Genomic DNA, 21,415 nt, shown 5'->3' with positions numbered 1-21,415 from the left:
AAGGGTGCCATCGTTTTCAATGGCCTGTTTTCGCTCGTATTCACGAGCCTATGGGAGGTCATCCCAAAGAAGGTTGCGCGGACGAACGGTCCGCGCAGTGACCGATCAAAGGCGAGGCATGCCACCGCCGCCGGGCATCATGCCACCCAGGCCGCGCATCATTTTGGCCATGCCGCCCTTGGCGGAGAATTTCTTCATCATCTTCTGCATCTGTTTGTGCTGCTTGATCAGACGCCCGATGTCCTGCACCTGAGTGCCGGAACCCATCGCGATACGGCGCTTGCGTGAGCCGCTGATCAGCTCGGGATCGCGACGCTCGGCCGGGGTCATCGAGTTGATGATGGCTTCCATCTGTTTGAACTGCTTTTCTGCCGCGTTCTGCGCGTTGCCCATCTGCGACAGGTTGACGCCGCCGATGCTCGGCAGTTTGTCCATGAGGCCGCCCAAGCCGCCCATGTTCTTCATCTGTTGCAGCTGGTCACGGAAGTCTTCGAGGTCGAAGCCCTTTCCTTTCTTCAGCTTCTTGGCCAGTTTGTCGGCCTTTTCCTTGTCGAGGGTCTGCTCGGCCTGTTCGATCAGGCTGAGCACGTCGCCCATCCCGAGGATGCGCGATGCGATACGGTCCGGATGGAACGGCTCCAGCGCTTCGCTCTTCTCGCCCATACCGATGAACTTGATCGGCTTGCCGGTAATGGCGCGGACGGACAGCGCGGCACCGCCACGGGCATCACCGTCGACCTTGGTCAGGATCACACCGGTGAGCGGCAGCGCATCACCAAAGGCCTTGGCCGTGTTGGCGGCGTCCTGACCGGTCATGGCGTCCACCACGAACAGCGTTTCGGCCGGTTTGACAGCGGCATGCAGCGCCTGAATCTCGCCCATCATCTCGGCGTCGATGTGCAGACGGCCTGCGGTGTCGAGAATCACGACATCGATGAATTTGAGTTTGGCTTCCTTGATGGCCGCTTCTGCAATGGCCACAGGCTTCTGACTGATATCGGAAGGGAAGAACGTCACACCGATGTCGTTGGCCAGGGTTTCAAGCTGCTTGATCGCCGCAGGGCGATACACGTCAGCCGACACCACCATCACGCTTTTCTTTTTGCGCTCTTTGAGAAACTTCGCCAGCTTGCCTGCGGTGGTGGTTTTACCCGCCCCCTGCAGACCCGCCATCAGCACCACTGCCGGAGGCGCAACATTGAGGGACAGCTCTTCATTGGCTGCCCCCATCATGTCTTCCAGCTCGGCCTGCACGATCTTCACGAACGCCTGACCTGGCGTCAGGCTGCGAGACACCTCAGTGCCGACCGCACGTTCCTTGATGCGATTGACGAACTCTTTGACAACCGGCAGGGCCACGTCGGCTTCGAGCAGCGCCATGCGCACTTCACGCAGCGTGTCCTTGATGTTGTCCTCGGTCAGCTTGGCTTTGCCGGTGACCTGGCGCAGCGTCTGCGAGAGACGTTCTGTCAGATTTTCAAACATGCGTGATCCTTTGAGTTCGCGGCGAACCCCAGTGGGTGCGGCCCTGTGCCCGTTGGCAAGCACCTGACGCGGTGTCGGCGTGCTGCCTATATAAAGAAGGAACAGTGCTCGGCAAGGCGTTGGCGTGAGCAGGTCGCGGATTATAGCGAAGACTCTGACGCACGGACACCATGACGTCTGCTTCTGTGGTCTTTCGTGCCGTGCCGGTTCTATGCCACACTCAGCGGCTTTCGGGCACGCCCATCAGGATCTATGTTCGCCTTGTCACCGAGTTTGCCATTCAGCCTCGCCGCCACCGTGCTTTACGCCGCTGCGACCCTCTACCAAGGTATTCGCCTGCGCCAAGGCAAAAAGGCCGACAAATGGCTGCTGTGCCTGATCGGCACCCTCGCCGTCGCCTGCCAGGCCAGTGCGCTGTTCAGCCAGTTGGTGCGCCCGATCGGCCTGGGCCTGGATTTTTTCAGCGCCGCCAGCCTGATCGCCGTTGCGGTGATCATCGTGACCATGCTGGCCTGCATTCGCATTCCCGTGGAAATCCTGCTGGTTCTGTTGTTCCCGCTGGGCTTGCTCACCACCTTGATGGCGCAGTTCGCCCCGGCGGGCACGCTGCAACCGATCATCGGTGAACAGGGCTTGATCGGGCACATTCTGTTGTCGATCCTGGCCTATGGCATGTTCACCATCGCGGTGTTTCAGGCCTTGCTGCTTCTGCTGCAGAACCATCAGCTCAAGAACAAGCACCCCTCCGGGCTGATTCGCAGCTTCCCGCCCCTGCAAACCATGGAAAGTCTGTTGTTCGGCTTCCTCTGGGCGGGCTGGACATTGCTGTCGATGTCGCTGATTTCCGGCTGGCTGTTCGTCGAAAACCTGTTTGCCCAGCATCTGGTGCATAAAACGCTGCTGTCGATCCTCGCCTGGATCGTGTTCAGCGTCCTGCTGTGGGGCCGCACGCGCCTGGGCTGGCGTGGGCACAAAGCGATTCGCTGGACCCTGGGCGGCTTTCTGCTGCTGATGCTGGCCTACTTCGGCAGCAAGCTCGTCCGCGAATACATCCTGCACATCTGACAGGCGCTGACCATGGAAAACCTGCCCACCGGCACGATGCTCGCGCTCCTCGCCCTGCTCACCCTGTGGTCGGGGCTGTTTACTGCTGTCGAAGCGGCGCATCACAATCTGCGTGCCGCCCGCATCAATCCGCGCTCGACCGAGCCAGCCAAACCCACGCTGGGTTTTAATTTCAACAGCCTGGTGCTGGGCAATACCCTGCTGAAAACCCTGATCACCATTCTGGCGACCCTGCTCGCGATCGGGCAGTGGTATTCCCATGGCCCACTGATCGCATGGGTTGTCGTCGCCAGCTTGCTGATCATCGTCACCGAGTTCATTCCGCGCAAGCTGGCGGCACGGCGCCCGGAGGCGATTCTGCTGCTGGGGAACAACGTCCTGCGCATTCCCATGCGTCTGTTGCGCCCGTTGACGTGGTTCTACAAAAACCTCGCCAAACTGTTGTTGCGCCCCTTCCTGTCCAAACGCCGCCCCGACACGGCTGCCGATGACGACGATCAGGGCGCCCTGATCTATCAGGACAACGAAAGCCAGTTTGGCCGCTCCCGCGTTCTGTCCGGCATCCATGCGCTGGACAGCATGACCGTCAACGACATTCTGGTGCCGCGCAGCGAAGTGGACGGTATCAATCTGGACGAGACCATCGAAGAGATCACCGACAAGTTGATCATTTCCCGTCACACACGTCTGCCGGTCTATCACAACGACATCAACCAGGTCGAAGGCGTGCTCAACACACGCATGATCAGTCACCTGCTGCCTCGCGGACAGCTGACCAAAGAAGCGTTGAAAGCTGCCTGTTACGAACCCTATTTCGTGCCGGAGAGCACGCCGTTGCAACTGCAATTGCTGAACTTCCACAAACAACAGCGGCGCATGGGCGTGGTGGTGGACGAATACGGCGAGGTGCAAGGCATCGTCAGCCTTGAGGACATCCTTGAAGAAATCGTCGGTGAATTCGAAAGCGAACAAACCCTCGACAATCCGCACATTCATCCGCAGCCGGATGGACGTCTGGTGGTTGAAGGCGCGGCGTCGATTCGCGACCTGAACAAGAGCCTTGGCTGGCACCTGCCCGCCGATGGCCCGAAGACCGTCAACGGCCTGATCACCGAGGCGCTGGAAACGATTCCCGACAGCTCGGTGTGCCTGAAGATCGGGCCTTACCGGCTGGAAACCCTCGAAACCGAGGACAATCGGGTGACCCGCGTGCTGATGTGGCAGAACAGTCGGACCAAAGACGTGATCTAAAGCGCGCCAGCCTGTTTGAAACACTTGTTTCCGCGTTGACGCCCTTTCTATAATCGACCCGCTTACCCAGCCCCGCCGACCCGCGTGCTACCCGCACAATGCGAGCGTCGGCCAGTCACTCAGCCTGACGTCTTCACGCGACACCTCTGGCGCCTGCTCTCATCCCGAGCGATGCCAGCGCCCTCCCCCGCATCCGGGCTAGTCTGTTCAGCGCTGTACCCACAATAATTAACGTTTGCCTCAGCGCGCGCAGGACGTTTCGTCTCCCGCTGACAGGCAAGATGACTGCCAGGGATACTCGCATGACCAGTACCTCCACTTATCCATCCAGCGATGAGCAGGCGGCGCCGCCCGCCAATTCTGCCGCCCGTGTCGCCACCGCCAGTTTCATTGGCACCGCCATCGAGTTCTACGACTTCTACGTCTACGCCACCGCCGCCGCGCTGGTGATCGGCCCGGTGTTCTTTCCACAGACGTCCAGCACCGCACAGATGCTGTCGGCATTTCTGACCTTCGGGATCGCCTTTCTCGCGCGCCCACTGGGTTCGGCGCTGTTCGGTCACTTCGGTGATCGCATTGGTCGTAAATCGACACTGGTGGCGTCGCTGCTACTGATGGGCATCTGCACCACGTTGATTGGCGTGCTACCGGGCTATGAGACCATCGGTTCGTGGGCGCCGATTCTGTTGTGCGTGCTGCGCTTCGGCCAGGGTCTTGGGTTGGGGGGTGAATGGGGCGGTGCTGCATTGCTGGCCACTGAAAACGCCCCCAAAGGCAAGCGCGCGTGGTTCGGCATGTTCCCGCAGCTTGGCCCTTCGATTGGCTTTCTCGCAGCCAACGGCTTGTTTCTGACACTGGCAATGACACTGAATGACGAACAATTCCGCTCCTGGGGCTGGCGCATCCCGTTCCTGCTCAGTGCGGTGCTGGTCGTCATCGGTCTCTACGTGCGCCTGAAGCTGGAAGAAACACCGATTTTCGCCAAAGCCATTGCCCGTCACGAACGCCTCAAGATGCCGATTGCCGAGCTGTTCGCACAGTATTGGGCGCCGATGTTGCTGGGCGCTGCCTCGATGGTGGTGTGCTACGCGCTGTTCTACATCTCGACGGTGTTCTCGCTGAGCTATGGGGTCAAGAGCCTGGGTTACAGCCGGGAATCCTTCCTCGCCATGCTGTGCTTTGCGGTGTTGTTCATGGCGTTGGCAACCCCGTTGTCCGCGTGGGCGAGTGACCGTTTCGGGCGCAAGCCGGTGCTGATTGTCGGCGGCGTGCTGGCGATTTTGTCAGGCTTCCTGATGCACCCCCTGCTGACCCACGGCTCGACCTGGGCAGTGACGCTGTTTCTGTCCATCGAGCTGTTCCTGATGGGCGTCACGTTCGCACCGATGGGCGCAATGCTGCCTGAACTGTTTCCGACCCGCGTCCGTTACACCGGCGCGTCGGCGGCCTATAACATCGGCGGGATCGTCGGCGCCTCGGTCGCGCCATTTTTCGCTCAGCAATTGGTGGAAATGGGCGGTTTGAGCTGGGTGGGCGGTTATGTGTCGGCGGCCGCGCTGCTGAGCCTGATTGCCGTGTTGTGCCTGAAAGAAACGCGGAATGCGGATCTCGATGCCATCAAGTGATGCTTGATCGGTAGGAGCGTGGCTTGCCCGCTCCTACAGGGGTCGCATTGACAAATAAAAACGGCGCCTCCGAAGGCGCCGTTTTTATTTGCGGCTGAGGCTTACAACTGCACCTTCACCGCCATCGACGCGCGGGTCGCCTTGCGACGGGCCGCTTCGATGGATTCGTCACGCGCCAGGGCCACACCCATGCGACGCTGGCCGTTGACTTCCGGCTTGCCGAACAGGCGCAGCGCGGTGTCTGGCTCGCTCAGAGCCTGTTCCAGGTTGGCGAAGGCGGTCTGGGTCGATTGGCCTTCCACCAGAATCACCGAAGACGCCGATGGGCCGAACTGGCGAATCAGCGGAATCGGCAGGCCCAGGATCGCGCGGGCGTGCAGTGCGAACTGCGACAGGTCTTGAGAAATCAGGGTCACCAGACCGGTGTCATGGGGACGCGGCGACACTTCGCTGAACCACACTTGATCGCCTTTGATGAACAGTTCGACGCCGAACAGACCCCGACCGCCCAGTGCCTCGGTCACCGCTTTGGCGACACGCTCGGATTCTGCCAGCGCCACTGGACTCATGGCCTGTGGCTGCCAGGATTCCTGGTAATCGCCCTTCTCCTGACGATGCCCCACAGGTGCACAGAAGGTGGTGCCACCGACATGGCGCACGGTCAGCAGGGTGATTTCGTAGTCGAAGTCGATGAAACCTTCAATGATCACGCGGCCTTTGCCCGCGCGACCGCCTTCCTGCGCGTACTCCCAGGCCTTCTGAACATCGGCCTCGGTTTTCAGCAGGCTCTGACCTTTGCCCGACGAACTCATGACCGGCTTGACCACGCACGGGAAGCCCAGGTCTTCGACGGCCTTTTTGTAGTCTTCGAAGGTGTCGGCAAAGTGGTACGGCGAGGTGGGCAGGTCCAACTCTTCAGCGGCCAGACGGCGAATGCCTTCGCGGTTCATGGTCAACTGTGCGGCACGTGCCGTCGGAATCACGGTAAAGCCTTCGGACTCCAGTTCCACCAGGGTCGCAGTGGCGATGGCTTCGATTTCCGGGACGATGTAATGCGGCTTCTCGGCCTCGATCACGGCACGCAGCGCGGCGCCGTCAAGCATGTTGATCACATGACTGCGGTGCGCGACCTGCATGGCCGGAGCATTGGCGTAACGGTCGACGGCAATCACCTCAACGCCCAGGCGTTGCAGTTCGATCACCACTTCCTTGCCAAGCTCGCCGCAACCGCAGAGCAAAACGCGGGTCGCGGTCGGCGACAGTGGAGTTCCGATTTGAGTCATCTCAGGTCCTCGTGGAGCAGATATCGAGGGCAACCCGCCACAGGCGAGCAACCGCAGGGGAGAAAGGCGCGCAATTTACCATGAAGGCGGAGGGATGGGGTGTGGCAGCGGACAGATGATCCCGAGAATGACGCAATTGCTGTGGGAGCCGGCTTGCCGGCTCCCACAAATCGGTGTCAGCCCCTCGGTACCGAAAACATCATCCCACTGGCCTTCGCGCGCTCGTCGCACAGCGCCAGCACCGCACGACGCTCATCGTTGGTCATGCGGCTCCAGCCGGTGATTTCGGCGACCGTACGCTGGCAGCCGACACAGATGTCGGCCTCGTCCAATGCGCAAATGCTGACGCAAGGCGAACGCACCGGTTTTTCGCGAATAGGGAGTTCAGTGGACATCAATCTTCCTGCGGGGCCAGTTCCCGTGCATAACGCTGCGCATTGTGCACGTAATGAGCGGCGCTGGCTTCGAGCATCTTCTTTTGCGCGTCGCTCAGTTCACGCACGATCTTGCCCGGCGAGCCCATGACTAACGAGCCATCGGGAATGACCTTGCCTTCGCCAATCAGAGAATTGGCGCCAATGATGCAGTATTTGCCGATCTTCGCGCCATTGAGGATCACCGAGTTGATGCCGATCAGGGTGTTGTCGTCGACCGTGCAACCGTGAAGCATGACGTTATGACCGATGGTCACGTTCTTGCCGATGGTCAGCGGTGAACCCATGTCGGTGTGCATCACGGTGCCATCCTGCACGTTGCTGTTCTCGCCAATGTCGATCAGCTCGTTGTCGCCGCGCAGAACCGCGCCGAACCAAACGCTGGCATTGGCCTGCAAACGAACCTTGCCAATCAGCGTGGCGGTGGGGGCGATCCAGCTTTGCGAGTGGGCTTCGACACGGGCATCGCCCAGGCGGTATTTCATCTTGTTTTCCTCATGGCTCGGCTCTTTGGCCGTGGGTCGAGCGCGGGGGCTCACGGTCAGGATTTCAGCGTCAGAATGGCCGAACGCTGCGGTGGGTGGTGCAAATTGATATTGCTGTCGAACAGCACGTTCATCAGTTCCACGATCATGATTGCCGTCAGGCCCCAGATCTTGTACTCGCCAAACCGATAGCTCGGCACATACCAGCTACGGCCCTGATAGTCGATGCGATGGGTATGTTCACGGGCGTCTTCGCGAAAGAACGCCAGCGGAACGCTGAAAACGGCAGCAATTTCGCCATCGTTGGGGGTGTACTCGACAAAATCCGGGATGACGCCAACGTAAGGCGTGACCCTGATGCCGTGTTTGGAAATCAGCGGACTCAGTGGCCCGACGATTTCGACAAGACCCGGCGCCAGACCGATTTCCTCTCGCGCCTCACGCAACGCAGTGAACACCAGATCAGGGTCTTCAGGGTCTCGCCGTCCTCCGGGAAATGCGACTTCGCCGCCATGGGTCGACAGGCCGCTGGCGCGCAGGGTCAACACCAGTTCAGGGTCGTCGCTACGGGTGATCGGCACCAGCACGGCCGCTTCAGGAAAGCGCCCGTCGTTCTCCAGGGTGCCTGGCGTGTGGCTGTTGATACGGCGAAGTAGCTCGTCCAGCATGGGCGTTCTCGATCTAATGCCTGTCCGGCATGATGCACCAAAGCCGCGACGCGCCCAACCCCTCCTCCGTCGGTCGAAACACGGGCCTTGCTCCACACCCGCGCGGCACGCCAAGATAGCCGCTGACTTCAAGAACGCGATCCGATCATGAAATTCTGCAGCCACTGCGGCGAACAGGTCACCCAGCGCATCCCCGAGGGCGACAGTCGCCCCCGTTACGTGTGCGATCACTGTCACACCATTCACTACCAGAACCCCAATATCGTCGCTGGGGTATTGCCGGTCTGGGAGGGCAAAGTGTTGTTGTGTCGCCGCGCCATCGAGCCTCGGCTGGGCTACTGGACCCTGCCTGCCGGTTTCATGGAAAACGGCGAAAGCGTCGAACAGGCCGCACGCCGGGAAACGGTCGAAGAAGCCTGCGCCGTGCTGGAGGACCTGCACCTTTACGCAATGATCGATGTGCCACACATCAGCCAGGTGCACATTTTCTACCGCGCCAACATGGCCAGCGCCGACTTCGCTGCCGGGGTGGAGAGCCTTGAGGTGAAACTGTTCGAGGAGGCGGATGTACCATGGTCCGAGCTGGCTTTCCAGACGGTCCGGCGTACCCTAGAATGCTTCTTCAGCGACCGGCGGCATCAAGAATTCCCCGTGCGGACCGATTGCCTGTCTATCACCCCTCCTCTTAAAACCACTTGATCAGATGATGACGCGCGTTCGCCGATGCGCAGGCTTCAGGGATATTGTTGAAATGCGTGTGTTGCTTGCTGCTCTGTGCCTGTCGTTCGTTCCGTTGTCGCACGCTGCGTTTACCCAGACTATCGTGCCCAAGGGCAGCGAGCAGAAGTTCGTCGACGGCAAGGTCGTGGACACCCAGGACATCGCCAACCGCACCATCGACAAGGTGCTGGTGCTCAAGTCGGCGCATCAACTGCAACTGATGAGCAAGGGCGAGGCATTGAAGACCTACCGCATCTCGCTGGGCAAATCCCCCAAAGGGCCGAAGTTGCAGGAAGGTGACCAGCGCACCCCTGAAGGTTTCTACTGGCTGGACTGGCGCAAGACCAGCGATGCCTTCAATCTGTCGATGCACATTTCTTACCCGAACATCTCCGATTCCGCCCGCGCCCGCCGCGAAGGCGTGAACCCCGGCAGCATGATCATGATCCACGGCACGCCGATCAACGAAGAGTACCCGGAGTGGTATTTCCACACGCTGGACTGGACCAATGGCTGCATCGCCATGAAGAACAGCGACATTCGTGAGGTGTGGGATCTGGTCAAAGACGGCACGATGATCGAGATCCGGCCGTAGGCCAGCTTAATACCAGTCAACGCGATTCACTGCTGCCAACGGCATAAATGCGCGCCCAGCACCACCACCACCACCACCACCACCACCACCACCACCACCACCACCAAAACGTCACCGCCCTGTGACCAAAAACCCTCCCATCTGATACCAATCCCGTTGACGTGGTATTCAAGTGGTATTACTTTCGACTGCATCTCCGAACATAAAACCAACCCCTTCGGACTCTTTTCATGCAATCGATCCTCGCCCTGCGTCCCGACGACAGCCAGCCCACGCCGCTTTATCTGCAACTGGCGCGCAATCTGGAAGCGGCCATTCATGCCGGTCAGTGGAAAGCCGAACAGGCGCTGCCGTCCGAACGCAACCTCAGCGAAACCCTGAACATTTCCCGGGTCACCGCCCGCAAGGCGCTGGAAATCCTGCTGGGACAAGGCCTGATCCGCCGCAGCCAAGGGTCAGGCACCTTTATTACGCCACGCCTCGAACAACCGCTGTCGCGACTGTCCAGCTTCAGCGAAATGCTGCGCCTGAAGGGATTCACCCCCAGTTCGCAGTGGCTGGAACGCAACATCGCCCTGCCTACCCACGAAGAACTGATCCGTCTCAGCCTGTCGCCGACCGAGAACGTCGCCCGCCTCAAGCGCCTGCGCAAAGCCGATGGCATCGTCATGGCCGTGGAGTTAAGCACGTTGCCTGCCGCGTTGTTGCCCGACCCGCAAGCCATTGGCGATTCGCTGTATGCCCATCTGGATGCCATTGGCCGCCCCGTGGTGCGCGCGCTGCAACACATTCGCGCCATCAACGCCTCAGAGGAAATGGCCGCGCTGGTCGGCATCGAAACCGGCACCGCCATGTTGCTGATGACCCGGATCGGTTATCTGGCCGACAACACCCCCATCGAGCTGACCGACACCTACTGCCGCGACGATTACTACGATTTCGTCGCCGAGCTTCGTCGATGAGCCAGCACGGAGCCTCCATGCCCGATTTCAACATCCTCACCCCCACCGGCTGGATACTCGGCGAATTGCAGCACCGTGACGGTCGGGTGATGAGTATTCACGGCGTCCCCTGCGACCCACAGGACAATGATCGGCCCTATCTGCTGCCCGGCTTCATCGACCTGCACGTCCATGGCGGTGGCGGGCGCGACATCATGGAAGGCGCCGACAGCTTCGCCACCATTGCCCGCACCCACCTGCGCTTCGGCACAACGTCGATGCTGGCCACCACCATGACCGCGCCGTCCGCCGAAATCGCTCAGGTGCTCGAACAACTGGGTGGGTTTTGTCAGCAGCGCGCACCGGAAACCGCCCGCGTATTGGGCGTACACCTGGAAGGCCCCTACATCAATCCCGGAAAACTCGGTGCCCAACCCAACCATGCCCATGCCGCGTTGCTGAGCGAGGTCAAGGCGTACCTGCGTCTGGCGCCGATCAAGGTCATCACCATCGCCCCTGAGATTTCCGGGCATGTCGAACTGATCAAGACCCTGTCATCCCGTGGTGTGCGGCTGCAAATCGGCCACACCTTGGGCAGCTATGAAGAAGGCGTCAAAGCCCTCGACGCCGGGGCGACCAGCTTCACTCACCTGTACAACGCCATGAGCCCGCTGCACCACCGCGAGCCAGGGATCGTCGGTGCGGCGCTGGCCCACGCCCGCTACGCCGAACTGATTCCCGACCTGCTGCATGTTCACCCCGGTGCAATCCGTGTCGCTTTGCGCTCGATTCCCTGCCTTTACTGCGTCACCGATTCGACCGCCGCCACCGGTATGCCGGACGGCGAGTACAAGCTCGGCAGCCACACCGTGACCAAATGCCTGGGCGGCGTGCGCCTGCCCGACGGCACCCTGGCGGGCAGCACCCTGACCATGGACCAGGCGCTGCGCAATCTGGTGAAGATCGGCCTGCCCTTGGCCGAAGCCTCACAACGCCTGTCGCAATTCCCTGCGGATTATCTGGGCATCGAAGAACGCGGCCGCCTGCAAATCGGCAGTTGGGCCGACGCCGTTTACCTGGACCGCGATCTGAAACTCACTTCCGTCATGGTCGAAGGAGAGACCCTTGAACTCGAAAATGCTTGATGAGGCACTGGCCTCTGCGCACGCAGTTCAGCGCCAACTGGAGGTGCTGGAACCCCGCCTGATCGACCTGGCCGCGTGCCTGCGTGAGTCAAATCCGCAGGTGATCCTGACCGTGGCGCGGGGCAGCTCTGATCACGCCGCCAGCTACTTCGCCTACCTGGCCATGCAATTGACAGGCGTGCCGGTGGCGTCGCTGCCGATGTCAGTGGTCACACTGCACGACGCCCCCATGCAGGTAAAAAATCAGCCGGTCATCGGCTTCTCACAATCTGGCCAAAGCCCGGACCTGGTGGACAGCCTGCGCACGTTGCGCGAACGCGGGGCATTGAGCATTGCGATGGTCAACGCTGAAGGCTCGCCACTGGAACACGCCTGTGAGTACGTGCTGCCCCTCAGTGCCGGACCCGAGTTGAGCGTTGCCGCGACCAAAAGCTTCATCGCCACCCTGAGCGCCAGCGCCCGTTTGGTGGCTCACTGGCAGCAAGATACCGACCTGCTCGACGCGGGCAACACCTTGCCCGAGCGCCTGCACCACGCGGCGCGTCAGGACTGGTCGACCGCGATCAATACGTTGCGTGGCTGTCAGCGGCTGATGGTCATCGGCCGTGGCACCGGCTTCGCCATCGCTCAGGAAGCGGCACTCAAGTTCAAGGAAACCTCCGGCATTCAGGCCGAGGCGTTCAGCAGCGCCGAGGTGCGTCATGGCCCGATGGCCTTGGTGGGTGATCACTACCCGATGCTGATTTTCGCCCCCCGTGGCGCCGAACAGGCCAGCCTGTTGGCCCTCGCTGCCGACATGCGCTCGCGCGGCGCGAGTGTGTTGCTGGCCGCGCCCGAGAACATCGCCGAGCGCGACCTGACGTTGAGCTGCGCCGATCACCCGGCCCTCGACCCGATCCTCGCCATCCAGAGCTTCTACGTGATGGCCGCAGGGCTCGCCCGCGCCCGAGGGCTGAACCCCGATCAACCCAGGCACCTGAGCAAAGTCACCAAAACCCATTGATTCCGCGCCGCCTCGACCGACGCCAGCAAGGACGATGTCATGCATAACAATAAACAAATGACGTTCAGCGCCCCGTTCAGCGGAGCCTTACTGAAACGGGCGCAGATTCCCGACCCGGTCTTCGCCGAGGGCGCCATGGGCGACGGCCTGGCCATCGACCCACTGGATGACGTGCTGCATGCGCCGTTCGCCGGGGTGGTGATCAACGTCGCGCGCACCCGCCATGCGGTCAATCTGCGCGCCGACAATGGCAGCGAATGGCTGCTGCATGTGGGCATCGACACCGTCGGACTCAACGGCGACGGATTTGAAGCGCTGGTGACGGACGGTCAGCGGATCGAGCAAGGCCAGCCATTGCTGCGCTTCGATCTGGACAAGGTGGCTTGCAAAAGCCGCAGTCTGATCAGCCCCCTGATTCTGCTTAACGGCGATCAGTTCGCGCTGTCCCCCGTCCGTGGGCCAGGCGCAGCCAACGTCGGAGAGCCGCTGCTGGTCGTCACTTCGTTGGCCCAAAACACACAAAACACCTCAGATAGCGGTGTTCAGGCCAGCCAGGCCCGCGGTCGTATTCGCGTGGCCCACTCCGGTGGCCTGCATGCCCGCCCGGCAGCTATGGTGCGTCAGACCGCTCGCCAGTTTGCCAGCCAGGTCGAGCTGCACTTTGCCGGGGTCAGTGCATCCACCGACAGCGTGACCGGCCTGATGGGACTGGGCGTGGCGGAGCAGGATGAAGTGGAAGTGGTGTGCCTGGGGCATGACAGCGACATCGCGTTACAGGCGCTGCTCAAGGCACTGTCGACACCTTCCGCTGACGATACATCCCACGCCCCGCTGGCAGCCATCCCTCCTCGTGCCCACCCGAATACCGAGCAAGGCGTCATGCACGGCGTCATTGCCTCCCCCGGCCTGATCAGCGGGCCGCTGTTTCGGCTGGACACAATCGAACTGGATGAAGACACCGGCGATCACCGACCAGAAGAACAACACCAGATTCTGAGCCACGCACTGGTAGAGGTCCGCGCCGATATCAGCGCATCGGTCGACTCTGGTCATCACGAGCAAAGCGCGATTTTTGCCACCCATTTGGCAATGCTCGAAGACCCGGCCTTGCTCGACGCCGCGTACGATGCCATCGATCAAGGCCGCAGTGCCACCCATGCCTGGAGCCAGGCAGTATTGGCCCAGTGCACAATGCTGGAAAAACTCGACAACCCGTTGCTCGCCGAACGTGCCAACGACCTGCGCGATCTTCGCCAGCGGGTGCTGTTGAACTTGTTGGGTGACGCTCGCGATGTGGAGATACCACCAGGCGCCATCATCGTCGCCCATGAGCTGACACCCTCGGACCTGTTGATGCTGGAACGCTGCGGTATCGGCGGCATCTGCATGGCCAACGGCGGCGCCACATCCCACGTCGCCATTCTGGCTCGCGGCAAAGGTTTGCCCTGTCTGGTGGCGATGGGTCCCGAGTTGTTCAATGTCGCGCAAAACCATGAAACCGTACTGGATGCCGATAACGGGCGCCTTGAACTCAAGCCTGATGACGCTCGCCTGCGGGAAATTCAGACACTTCGCACACAACGTTTCGAGCGACGCCAGCTTCAGCAGCAACAGGCCCACCCACCTGCGCTGACGCGAGACAGCGTGGTTATCGATGTCGCTGCCAACGTCGTGTCCCGTGCTGATGCCGAGAACGCTCAACTCAACGGCGCGGACGGCGTGGGCCTGCTGCGCACGGAATTCCTGTTCGTCGACCGCAGCACCGCACCGACCGAAGAGGAGCAATTGTCGGCGTACCAATCGGTGCTCGACGCCATGCCCGAGAAGTCGGTGATCATTCGCACCATCGACATCGGCGGCGACAAGCAACTGGATTACCTGCCCCTCCCCGCCGAAGCCAATCCGGTGCTGGGCCTGCGCGGCATTCGTCTGGGCCAGGCACGTCCCGAACTGCTCGATCACCAACTGCGTGCGCTGTTGCGGGTTCGCCCCTTGGCGCGCTGCCGAATCCTGCTGCCGATGATCACCGAAGTCAGCGAGTTGCTGGCGGTGCGGGCGCGCATCGACGAACTCGCACAGGAAACGGGACTCACCGAACGTCCCGAACTGGGCGTGATGATCGAAGTGCCATCCGCCGCGCTGCTCGCCGACCAATTGGCCGAACACGCTGACTTTCTGTCCATCGGCACCAACGACCTGTCGCAGTACACCCTGGCGATGGACCGTGATCACGCCGGGCTCGCCGCGCGTGTCGACGCTCTGCATCCGGCCTTGCTCAGATTGATCGCCATGACCTGCTCTGCCGCCGACGCGAAAAGCCGTTGGGTTGGCGTGTGTGGCGCGTTGGCGTCAGACCCGCTGGCAACGGCTGCGCTGATCGGGCTGGGCGTGCGCGAGTTGTCGGTCAGCCCGCCACACGTCGCTGAAATCAAGGCACAGGTGCGCGATCTGGACACCCGGCAATGTCAGGCACTGGCACAGCACCTGTTGACCCTGACCAGCGCGCAAGCCGTCCGCGAGGCCTGTCGGACGTTTCAGACTCAAGTCCTGCCTCGCGCAGTCATCGCCTGAATAACAAGAACAAACAACCCAAGGAGAGACGCCGTGTATCAACACTTCATCGAGGGGTTACAGCGACTGGGGCGCGCGTTGATGCTGCCCATCGCCATTCTGCCCATTGCCGGATTGCTGCTGCGCCTGGGCGACACTGACCTGCTGGACATCGCAATCATCCACTCGGCGGGCAATGCGATCTTCAGCAACCTGGCATTGATCTTTTCCATCGGCATCGCCGTGGGGTTTGCCCGCGACAACAACGGCACTGCCGGGCTGGCCGGCGCGATTGGCTATCTGGTGATGACCTCGACGCTCAAGGTGCTCGACCCGCACATCGACATGGGCATGCTCGCCGGGATCATTGCCGGGTTGCTGGGCGGCGCGATGTACAACCGCTTCAAGGACATCGCCCTGCCCGAGTACTTGGCATTCTTTGGCGGACGGCGCTTCGTGCCGATTGTCACGGGTCTTTCGGCGGTGGCACTGGGCCTGTTGTTCGGCCTGATCTGGCCGCCGGTTCAGCAGAGCATCAATGGGCTGGGCCAACTGATGCTGGAAAGCGGGAGCATCGGCGCGTTCTTCTTCGGGGTGATGAACCGCATTCTGATCATCACCGGCCTGCACCATATCCTGAACAATCTGGTGTGGTTCGTCTTCGGCACTTTCTCGGACCCGGACACCGGACGCGCGGTGACGGGCGATCTGGCGCGTTACTTCGCCGGCGATCCCCACGCAGGCCAGTTCATGACCGGCATGTTTCCCATGATGATTTTCGGCCTGCCTGCGGCTTGCCTGGCGATGTACCGCAACGCGCTGCCGGAGCAACGCAAGCTGATCGGCGGAATCCTGCTGTCGATGGCCCTGACCTCGGCGCTGACGGGTGTGACCGAACCCATCGAATTCGCCTTCATGTTCCTTGCGCCCCTGTTGTACGTACTGCATGCGCTGTTGACCGGCCTTTCGATGGCGCTGGCGAACCTGCTGAATATCCATTTGGGCTTCACGTTTTCCGGTGGCGCCATCGACATGGCGCTGGGCTGGGGCAAGTCCACCAATGGCTGGCTGGTCTTCCCGCTGGGGCTGGCCTACGCGCTGGTGTACTACGTGGTCTTCGATCAGTGCATCAAGCGCTTCAACCTGAAGACGCCGGGCCGCGAACAGGCGGCGACCAGCGCCTCTCATATGACGCAAAGTGATCGTGCAGGGGCGTATATCAAGGCGTTGGGCGGCGCCGACAACCTGCTGAGCATTGATGCCTGCACCACGCGCCTGCGCCTGCAACTGGTGGACCGCAGCAAGGCGCAGGACAGTGAGTTGAAAACCCTCGGCGCGATGGCGGTGGTGAGGCCAGGCAATGCAGGGAGCCTGCAGGTGGTGGTGGGGCCAATGGCGGATGGGCTGGCGGATGAACTGCGTAATGCCCTGCCGCATGCGACAGGAGGTTCGGTGACTATCCCGACCGTTGATGCTGCAACGGGCCAGTTCATCAACCGCGTTCAAGCAGAGCAATGGTTCACCGCACTGGGCGGCAAGGCGGTGATGAGTGTCGAATGCGTGGCCCTGACGCGCCTGCGCGTGCAATTAAAGGAAGGACAAACGCTAGCGGTCAATCAACTGGACGCACTGGGCTCTCAAGGGGTGAGAAATCTGGGGGATGGCGTGTGGCATGTGTTGGTGGGGAATGACGCTCAAGGGCTGAGTGAGGCGTTGCGGGGGATGGTTAACGGAAGGTGACTGCTACAGAGAATTTGCGGTGGACGCTAGAAATCCGCGAGCTTCCACACTTCATAAGCCGGGGTTTCGTAGGGGTGGGTGTTTTTGAGGGCCGCCACCGCCTGCTGAATCAACTCATCGGCCACCACAAGCTCGACCTTCCACTCGTCCACCGTCTCGACCTGGCCAGCCTGCCCAATGAACGGCTGGCTGCCGTCCAGCGGGCGGAACTGGCCTTGACCGAGCACCTGCCATGAGCAGCTGTCATACGCGCCGATTCGCCCTGCACCGGCGGCGAACAACGCGCTTTTGACCTGCTCCACATGGCTCGGCGGCACGAAGAAGGCGAGCTTGTACATCGCGTATCAGTTCACCCAGACGCGCGCGTTTCTGAACATACGCATCCACGCGCCGTCTTCGTTCCACTCATCCGGACGCCACGAGTTGTTCACGGCACGGAACACACGCTCAGGGTGCGGCATCATGATGGTGACGCGACCGTCGCGAGTGGTCAGGCCGGTGATACCGCGCGGCGAGCCGTTCGGGTTGGCCGGATAGGTTTCGGTAACCTTGCCGTGGTTGTCGACAAAACGCATGGCCACGGTGCCCGACACGTCGGTTTCCAGCAGCGCTTCTGGCGATTTGAATTCCGCATGGCCCTCGCCGTGGGCGATGGCGATCGGCATACGCGAACCGGCCATGCCTTGCAGGAAGATCGACGCCGACTTCTGGATTTCCACCATCGCCACACGCCCTTCGAACTGCTCCGAACGGTTGCGCACGAAGTGCGGCCAGAACTCACTGCCCGGAATCAATTCGCTGAGGTTCGACATCATCTGGCAACCGTTACACACGCCCAGGGCGAAGCTGTCGGTACGCTCGAAGAAGCCCTGGAACGCGTCACGTGCGCGAGCGTTGAACAGCGCGGACTTGGCCCAGCCTTCACCGGCACCCAGTACGTCGCCGTACGAGAAGCCACCGCATGCCACCAGACCTTTGAACGCGTTCAGGTCAACGCGGCCCGCCAGGATGTCGCTCATGTGCACATCAACCGAGGCGAAACCGGCGCGGTCGAACGCAGCAGCCATTTCCACTTGGCCGTTCACACCCTGCTCACGCAGGATCGCCACTTGTGGGCGCACACCTTTCTTGATGTAAGGCGCAGCGATGTTGTCGTTGACGTCATAGCCCAGCTTGACGTTCAGGCCCGGGTTGTCTTCTTCCAGCAGTGCGTCGAATTCCTGATCGGCGCAATCGGCGTTATCACGCAGACGCTGGATCTGGTAGCTGGTTTCCGCCCACTGGCGTTGCAGCAAACGACGGTCGCCCTTGAACAGTTCTTCGCCGTTCAGACTGATAGTGATTTCGCTGTTGTTGATCGGCTTGCCGATGACCGCCACGCAGTCTTCGCCCAGACCGGCTGCGCTGAACTGCGCGAGCACGACAGGGGTCGCGTCCTGACGCACCTGAATCACGGCACCCAGCTCTTCGTTGAACAGGATGGCAGCGGCTTTCTCAACCTTGCTGGTCAGGGTTTCCAGCTTCAGGTTCAGACCGCAGTGACCGGCGAAGGCCATTTCCAGCGCGGTGGTCATCAGACCGCCGTCGGAACGGTCGTGATAGGCCAGCAGATGGCCGTCGGCGTTCAGGCCCTGGATCACGGCGAAGAACGCTTTCAGGTCTTCGGCGTTGTCCACGTCCGGCGCAGCCTGGCCCAGCAGACCGTGGGTCTGCGCGAGAATCGACGCGCCCATGCGGTTCTTGCCACGGCCCAGGTCGATCAGGATCAGGTCCGTTTCGCCCTTGTCCATGCGCAGTTGCGGGGTCAGGGTCTTGCGCACGTCAGTCACCGGCGCAAAACCGGTGATGATCAGCGACAGCGGCGAGGTCACGGTTTTCTCGGTGCCTTCGTCGCTCCAGCGGGTTTTCATGGACATGGAGTCCTTGCCCACCGGAATGGTGATGCCCAACTCAGGGCACAGTTCCATACCCACAGCCTTGACGGTGTCGTACAGACGCGCGTCTTCGCCAGGGTGACCGGCAGCGGACATCCAGTTGGCCGACAATTTGATGTCGGAAATCTTCTCGATGCGCGACGCCGCGATGTTGGTGATGGTTTCACCAATTGCCATGCGCCCGGACGCCGGAGCATCCAGCAGCGCCAGTGGGGTACGCTCGCCCATCGCCATGGATTCGCCGGTGTACACGTCGAAGCTGGTGGCGGTTACGGCCACGTCCGCCACCGGCACCTGCCATGGGCCGACCATCTGGTCGCGGTTGACCAGACCGGTAATGGTGCGGTCGCCGATCGTGATCAGGAAGCTCTTGCTGGCCACGGCGGGGTGACGCAATACGCGCTGAACGCTGTCTTCCAGATTCAGGGTATTCGGGTCGAAATCATCGCCCAGTTCAGCTTCGCGGGTGGCGCTGCGATGCATGCGTGGCGGCTTGCCCAGCAGCACTTCCAGCGGCATGTCCACCGGCGTGTTGTTGAAATGGCTGTCAGTAACGGTCAGTTGCGGCTCTTCGGTCGCCTCGCCCACGACGGCGAACGGGCAACGTTCGCGTTCGCAGATCGCCTGGAAACGCTCGAAATCGACGGCGCTGACGGCCAGCACGTAACGCTCCTGGGATTCGTTGCTCCAGATTTCGTGCGGCGCCATGCCCGGCTCGTCGTTCGGCACGTTGCGCAGTTCGAAGCGACCGCCACGGCCGCCATCGTTGACCAGTTCCGGGAAGGCGTTGGAGATACCACCAGCGCCGACGTCGTGGATGAACGCGATCGGGTTCTTGTCACCCAACTGCCAGCAACGGTCGATGACTTCCTGGCAACGACGCTCCATTTCCGGGTTTTCACGCTGGACCGAGGCGAAGTCCAGATCCGCCGAACTGGTGCCGGTGGCCATGGAAGACGCAGCGCCGCCGCCCAGCCCGATCAGCATCGCCGGGCCGCCGAGCACGATCAGCTTGGCGCCGACAGTGATTTCGCCCTTTTGCACGTGCTCTTCACGGATGTTGCCCATACCACCGGCCAGCATGATCGGCTTGTGGTAGCCACGGACTTCTTCGCCGCGCGGGGTCTTGATCGATTGCTCGAAGGTACGGAAATAGCCGGTCAGGGCTGGACGGCCGAATTCGTTGTTGAACGCAGCGCCGCCCAGCGGGCCTTCGATCATGATGTCCAGCGGCGTGACGATGCGCTCAGGCTTGCCGTACGGCTTTTCCCAAGGCTGCTCGAAACCCGGAATGTTCAGGTTGGAAACGGTGAAGCCGGTCAGACCCGCCTTCGGCTTGGCGCCACGACCGGTAGCACCTTCGTCGCGGATCTCGCCACCGGAACCGGTGGATGCGCCCGGGAACGGTGCAATGGCGGTCGGGTGGTTGTGGGTCTCGACCTTCATCAGGATGTGTACCGGCTCCTGCACCGCGCCGTACTGACGGGTTTCAGGGTTCGGGAAGAAACGACCGGCAACGCTACCCACGATGACCGAAGCGTTGTCTTTATAAGCCGACAACACGCCTTCGTTGTGCATCTGATAGGTGTTCTTGATCATGCCGAACAGGCTTTTTTCCTGGCTCTGGCCGTCGATGTCCCAACTGGCGTTGAAAATCTTGTGGCGGCAGTGCTCGGAGTTCGCCTGGGCGAACATCATCAGTTCGATGTCGTGCGGGTTGCGCTTGAGGCCAACGAAGGCGTTGACCAGATAATCGATTTCGTCTTCAGCCAGGGCCAGCCCCAGATCGACGTTGGCTTTTTCCAGTGCGGCGCGACCGCCACCCAACACGTCCACGGCGGTGAGTGGCTTGGGCTGCGCGTGGCTGAACAGGCCCGAGGCCTCTTCCAGCGCGGCGAGCACGACCTGAGTCATGCGGTCATGCAGCGCATCCGAGATGACTTGCGCGTCAGCGTCGCTGAACTGGCCTTCTACATAAAAGGCAATACCGCGCTCGATGCGCTGGATCTTGGTCAGGCTGCAGTTGCGCGCGATGTCCGTGGCCTTGCTCGACCATGGCGAGATGGTGCCGAAACGCGGCAACACCAGGAACAGACGACCGCGAGGCTCCTGAACCGGCACGCTCGGGCCGTATTTCAGCAGACGGGCAAGGACTTGTTGCTCCGTCTCGTCCAGAACGCCGGTTACTTCAGCGAAGTGAGCGAATTCAGCGTACAGGCCACTGACAGCCGAAACCTTGTCGGTCAGCTGCTCAAGTAATTTCTTGTGGCGGAAGGCGGAAAGGGCGGGAGCACCACGCAGGATCAACATCGTCGGGACAGCCTCGGGGAAGGGGGTGTGCTTTGAGGCCGTGCATTCTAGCCTAAACGCGACCTTTCGGCACCCGAAACGAAGGTCGCGCGACACCCGAATGTCGGTGCGAGACGGTTTGCCGGAAAAATCCATTAAAAAACTGTGTGCTCTATCAGACGCAACCTGCTCTGTCGAGATA

General features: G+C 61.4%; 18 protein-coding genes. 10 read left to right on the top strand and 8 right to left on the bottom strand.

The features are described from left to right. Positions 1 to 105: 105 nt before the first annotated feature. Positions 106 to 1,485 (bottom strand): signal recognition particle protein, encoded by a 1,380-nt coding sequence (ffh, locus tag ACI5GA_RS22065; protein ID WP_404637380.1) that lies wholly within the window; start codon positions 1,483 to 1,485, stop codon positions 106 to 108. Positions 1,486 to 1,737: 252 nt separating this feature from the next. Here ffh and ACI5GA_RS22060 point away from each other — a divergent pair, with 252 nt between their 5' ends. The 3 genes from ACI5GA_RS22060 (at position 1,738) to ACI5GA_RS22050 (ending at position 5,426) form a co-directional block, all read left to right on the top strand. Continuing rightward, entirely contained in the window at positions 1,738 to 2,550 is an 813-nt protein-coding gene (locus tag ACI5GA_RS22060; RefSeq protein WP_421424258.1) for a cytochrome C assembly family protein, read from the top strand. A gap of 12 nt (positions 2,551 to 2,562) precedes the next feature. Then, positions 2,563 to 3,801: a CNNM domain-containing protein gene (locus ACI5GA_RS22055; RefSeq protein ID WP_404637376.1), complete on the top strand. Its 1,239-nt coding sequence runs from the start codon at positions 2,563 to 2,565 to the stop codon at positions 3,799 to 3,801. Positions 3,802 to 4,103: 302 nt separating this feature from the next. Then, positions 4,104 to 5,426 (top strand): MFS transporter, encoded by a 1,323-nt coding sequence (locus ACI5GA_RS22050; RefSeq protein ID WP_404637374.1) that lies wholly within the window; start codon positions 4,104 to 4,106, stop codon positions 5,424 to 5,426. 101 nt (positions 5,427 to 5,527) lie between these two features. Here the strand turns inward: ACI5GA_RS22050 and purT are convergent, their stop codons facing one another. The 4 genes from purT to ACI5GA_RS22030 form a co-directional block, all read right to left on the bottom strand. Next, entirely contained in the window at positions 5,528 to 6,709 is a 1,182-nt protein-coding gene (gene purT / locus ACI5GA_RS22045) for a formate-dependent phosphoribosylglycinamide formyltransferase (RefSeq protein WP_404637372.1), read from the bottom strand. A 176-nt stretch (positions 6,710 to 6,885) separates the two neighbouring features. Further along, positions 6,886 to 7,104, bottom strand: a complete 219-nt coding sequence (locus tag ACI5GA_RS22040; protein ID WP_421424257.1) for a DUF1289 domain-containing protein — start codon at positions 7,102 to 7,104, stop codon at positions 6,886 to 6,888. Then, on the bottom strand, positions 7,104 to 7,628 hold the full coding sequence (locus ACI5GA_RS22035; protein ID WP_404637368.1) for a gamma carbonic anhydrase family protein: 525 nt from the start codon (positions 7,626 to 7,628) through the stop codon (positions 7,104 to 7,106). The genes ACI5GA_RS22040 and ACI5GA_RS22035 overlap by 1 nt, the downstream gene beginning before the upstream one ends. A 56-nt stretch (positions 7,629 to 7,684) precedes the next feature. Then, on the bottom strand, positions 7,685 to 8,296 hold the full coding sequence (locus tag ACI5GA_RS22030; protein ID WP_404637366.1) for a CoA pyrophosphatase: 612 nt from the start codon (positions 8,294 to 8,296) through the stop codon (positions 7,685 to 7,687). Positions 8,297 to 8,443: 147 nt separating this feature from the next. Here ACI5GA_RS22030 and ACI5GA_RS22025 point away from each other — a divergent pair, with 147 nt between their 5' ends. Then, positions 8,444 to 8,995 carry an NUDIX hydrolase gene (locus ACI5GA_RS22025; RefSeq protein WP_404637364.1) on the top strand — a complete coding sequence of 184 codons (552 nt, stop codon included), beginning with the start codon at positions 8,444 to 8,446 and terminating at the stop codon, positions 8,993 to 8,995. 52 nt (positions 8,996 to 9,047) lie between these two features. After that, positions 9,048 to 9,611 carry a L,D-transpeptidase family protein gene (locus ACI5GA_RS22020; RefSeq protein WP_404637362.1) on the top strand — a complete coding sequence of 188 codons (564 nt, stop codon included), beginning with the start codon at positions 9,048 to 9,050 and terminating at the stop codon, positions 9,609 to 9,611. A 26-nt stretch (positions 9,612 to 9,637) separates the two neighbouring features. Here the strand turns inward: ACI5GA_RS22020 and ACI5GA_RS22015 are convergent, their stop codons facing one another. Further along, positions 9,638 to 9,847, bottom strand: a complete 210-nt coding sequence (locus ACI5GA_RS22015; protein ID WP_421424256.1) for a hypothetical protein — start codon at positions 9,845 to 9,847, stop codon at positions 9,638 to 9,640. On the opposite strand from ACI5GA_RS22015, the gene ACI5GA_RS22010 reads away from it, so the two are divergent. The 5 genes from ACI5GA_RS22010 to ACI5GA_RS21990 all read left to right on the top strand — a co-directional run bounded on the left by ACI5GA_RS22010 (position 9,842) and on the right by ACI5GA_RS21990 (position 16,990). Beyond that, positions 9,842 to 10,573, top strand: coding sequence for a GntR family transcriptional regulator (locus ACI5GA_RS22010; protein ID WP_421424254.1), 732 nt, complete (start codon positions 9,842 to 9,844; stop codon positions 10,571 to 10,573). The genes ACI5GA_RS22015 and ACI5GA_RS22010 overlap by 6 nt on opposite strands. A gap of 17 nt (positions 10,574 to 10,590) precedes the next feature. Continuing rightward, positions 10,591 to 11,697 (top strand): N-acetylglucosamine-6-phosphate deacetylase, encoded by a 1,107-nt coding sequence (nagA, locus tag ACI5GA_RS22005; protein WP_421424253.1) that lies wholly within the window; start codon positions 10,591 to 10,593, stop codon positions 11,695 to 11,697. Next, positions 11,690 to 12,700, top strand: coding sequence for an SIS domain-containing protein (locus ACI5GA_RS22000; protein WP_421425509.1), 1,011 nt, complete (start codon positions 11,690 to 11,692; stop codon positions 12,698 to 12,700). The genes nagA and ACI5GA_RS22000 overlap by 8 nt, the downstream gene beginning before the upstream one ends. A 39-nt stretch (positions 12,701 to 12,739) precedes the next feature. Beyond that, complete coding sequence (ptsP, locus tag ACI5GA_RS21995) at positions 12,740 to 15,271, top strand: phosphoenolpyruvate--protein phosphotransferase (RefSeq protein WP_421424252.1); 2,532 nt, start codon at positions 12,740 to 12,742, stop codon at positions 15,269 to 15,271. An 81-nt stretch (positions 15,272 to 15,352) separates the two neighbouring features. Continuing rightward, positions 15,353 to 16,990: a PTS transporter subunit EIIC gene (locus ACI5GA_RS21990; RefSeq protein ID WP_421425508.1), complete on the top strand. Its 1,638-nt coding sequence runs from the start codon at positions 15,353 to 15,355 to the stop codon at positions 16,988 to 16,990. 26 nt (positions 16,991 to 17,016) lie between these two features. On the opposite strand, the gene ACI5GA_RS21985 is transcribed toward ACI5GA_RS21990, so the two are convergent. Next, positions 17,017 to 17,328: an NGG1p interacting factor NIF3 gene (locus ACI5GA_RS21985; protein ID WP_421424251.1), complete on the bottom strand. Its 312-nt coding sequence runs from the start codon at positions 17,326 to 17,328 to the stop codon at positions 17,017 to 17,019. A gap of 6 nt (positions 17,329 to 17,334) precedes the next feature. Then, positions 17,335 to 21,234: a phosphoribosylformylglycinamidine synthase gene (purL, locus tag ACI5GA_RS21980; protein WP_421424249.1), complete on the bottom strand. Its 3,900-nt coding sequence runs from the start codon at positions 21,232 to 21,234 to the stop codon at positions 17,335 to 17,337. Positions 21,235 to 21,415: the final 181 nt, after the last annotated feature.

This window comes from Pseudomonas sp. Pseu.R1 (assembly GCF_045764065.1).
GTDB lineage: Bacteria > Pseudomonadota > Gammaproteobacteria > Pseudomonadales > Pseudomonadaceae > Aquipseudomonas.
Note: the sequence above shows the minus strand (reverse complement) of the source record. Positions and strands in the feature narration are given on the sequence as shown.

What these genes read in the sequence shown, in the direction of transcription:
- ffh (WP_404637380.1), bottom strand. Translation starts at nt 1,485, where the DNA reads ATGTTTGAAAATCTGACAGAACGTCTCTCGCAGACGCTGCGCCAGGTC.
- ACI5GA_RS22060 (WP_421424258.1), top strand. Translation starts at nt 1,738, where the DNA reads ATGTTCGCCTTGTCACCGAGTTTGCCATTCAGCCTCGCCGCCACCGTG.
- ACI5GA_RS22055 (WP_404637376.1), top strand. Translation starts at nt 2,563, where the DNA reads ATGGAAAACCTGCCCACCGGCACGATGCTCGCGCTCCTCGCCCTGCTC.
- ACI5GA_RS22050 (WP_404637374.1), top strand. Translation starts at nt 4,104, where the DNA reads ATGACCAGTACCTCCACTTATCCATCCAGCGATGAGCAGGCGGCGCCG.
- purT (WP_404637372.1), bottom strand. Translation starts at nt 6,709, where the DNA reads ATGACTCAAATCGGAACTCCACTGTCGCCGACCGCGACCCGCGTTTTG.
- ACI5GA_RS22040 (WP_421424257.1), bottom strand. Translation starts at nt 7,104, where the DNA reads ATGTCCACTGAACTCCCTATTCGCGAAAAACCGGTGCGTTCGCCTTGC.
- ACI5GA_RS22035 (WP_404637368.1), bottom strand. Translation starts at nt 7,628, where the DNA reads ATGAAATACCGCCTGGGCGATGCCCGTGTCGAAGCCCACTCGCAAAGC.
- ACI5GA_RS22030 (WP_404637366.1), bottom strand. Translation starts at nt 8,296, where the DNA reads ATGCTGGACGAGCTACTTCGCCGTATCAACAGCCACACGCCAGGCACC.
- ACI5GA_RS22025 (WP_404637364.1), top strand. Translation starts at nt 8,444, where the DNA reads ATGAAATTCTGCAGCCACTGCGGCGAACAGGTCACCCAGCGCATCCCC.
- ACI5GA_RS22020 (WP_404637362.1), top strand. Translation starts at nt 9,048, where the DNA reads ATGCGTGTGTTGCTTGCTGCTCTGTGCCTGTCGTTCGTTCCGTTGTCG.
- ACI5GA_RS22010 (WP_421424254.1), top strand. Translation starts at nt 9,842, where the DNA reads ATGCAATCGATCCTCGCCCTGCGTCCCGACGACAGCCAGCCCACGCCG.
- nagA (WP_421424253.1), top strand. Translation starts at nt 10,591, where the DNA reads ATGCCCGATTTCAACATCCTCACCCCCACCGGCTGGATACTCGGCGAA.
- ACI5GA_RS22000 (WP_421425509.1), top strand. Translation starts at nt 11,690, where the DNA reads ATGCTTGATGAGGCACTGGCCTCTGCGCACGCAGTTCAGCGCCAACTG.
- ptsP (WP_421424252.1), top strand. Translation starts at nt 12,740, where the DNA reads ATGCATAACAATAAACAAATGACGTTCAGCGCCCCGTTCAGCGGAGCC.
- ACI5GA_RS21990 (WP_421425508.1), top strand. Translation starts at nt 15,353, where the DNA reads ATGCTGCCCATCGCCATTCTGCCCATTGCCGGATTGCTGCTGCGCCTG.
- ACI5GA_RS21985 (WP_421424251.1), bottom strand. Translation starts at nt 17,328, where the DNA reads ATGTACAAGCTCGCCTTCTTCGTGCCGCCGAGCCATGTGGAGCAGGTC.
- purL (WP_421424249.1), bottom strand. Translation starts at nt 21,234, where the DNA reads ATGTTGATCCTGCGTGGTGCTCCCGCCCTTTCCGCCTTCCGCCACAAG.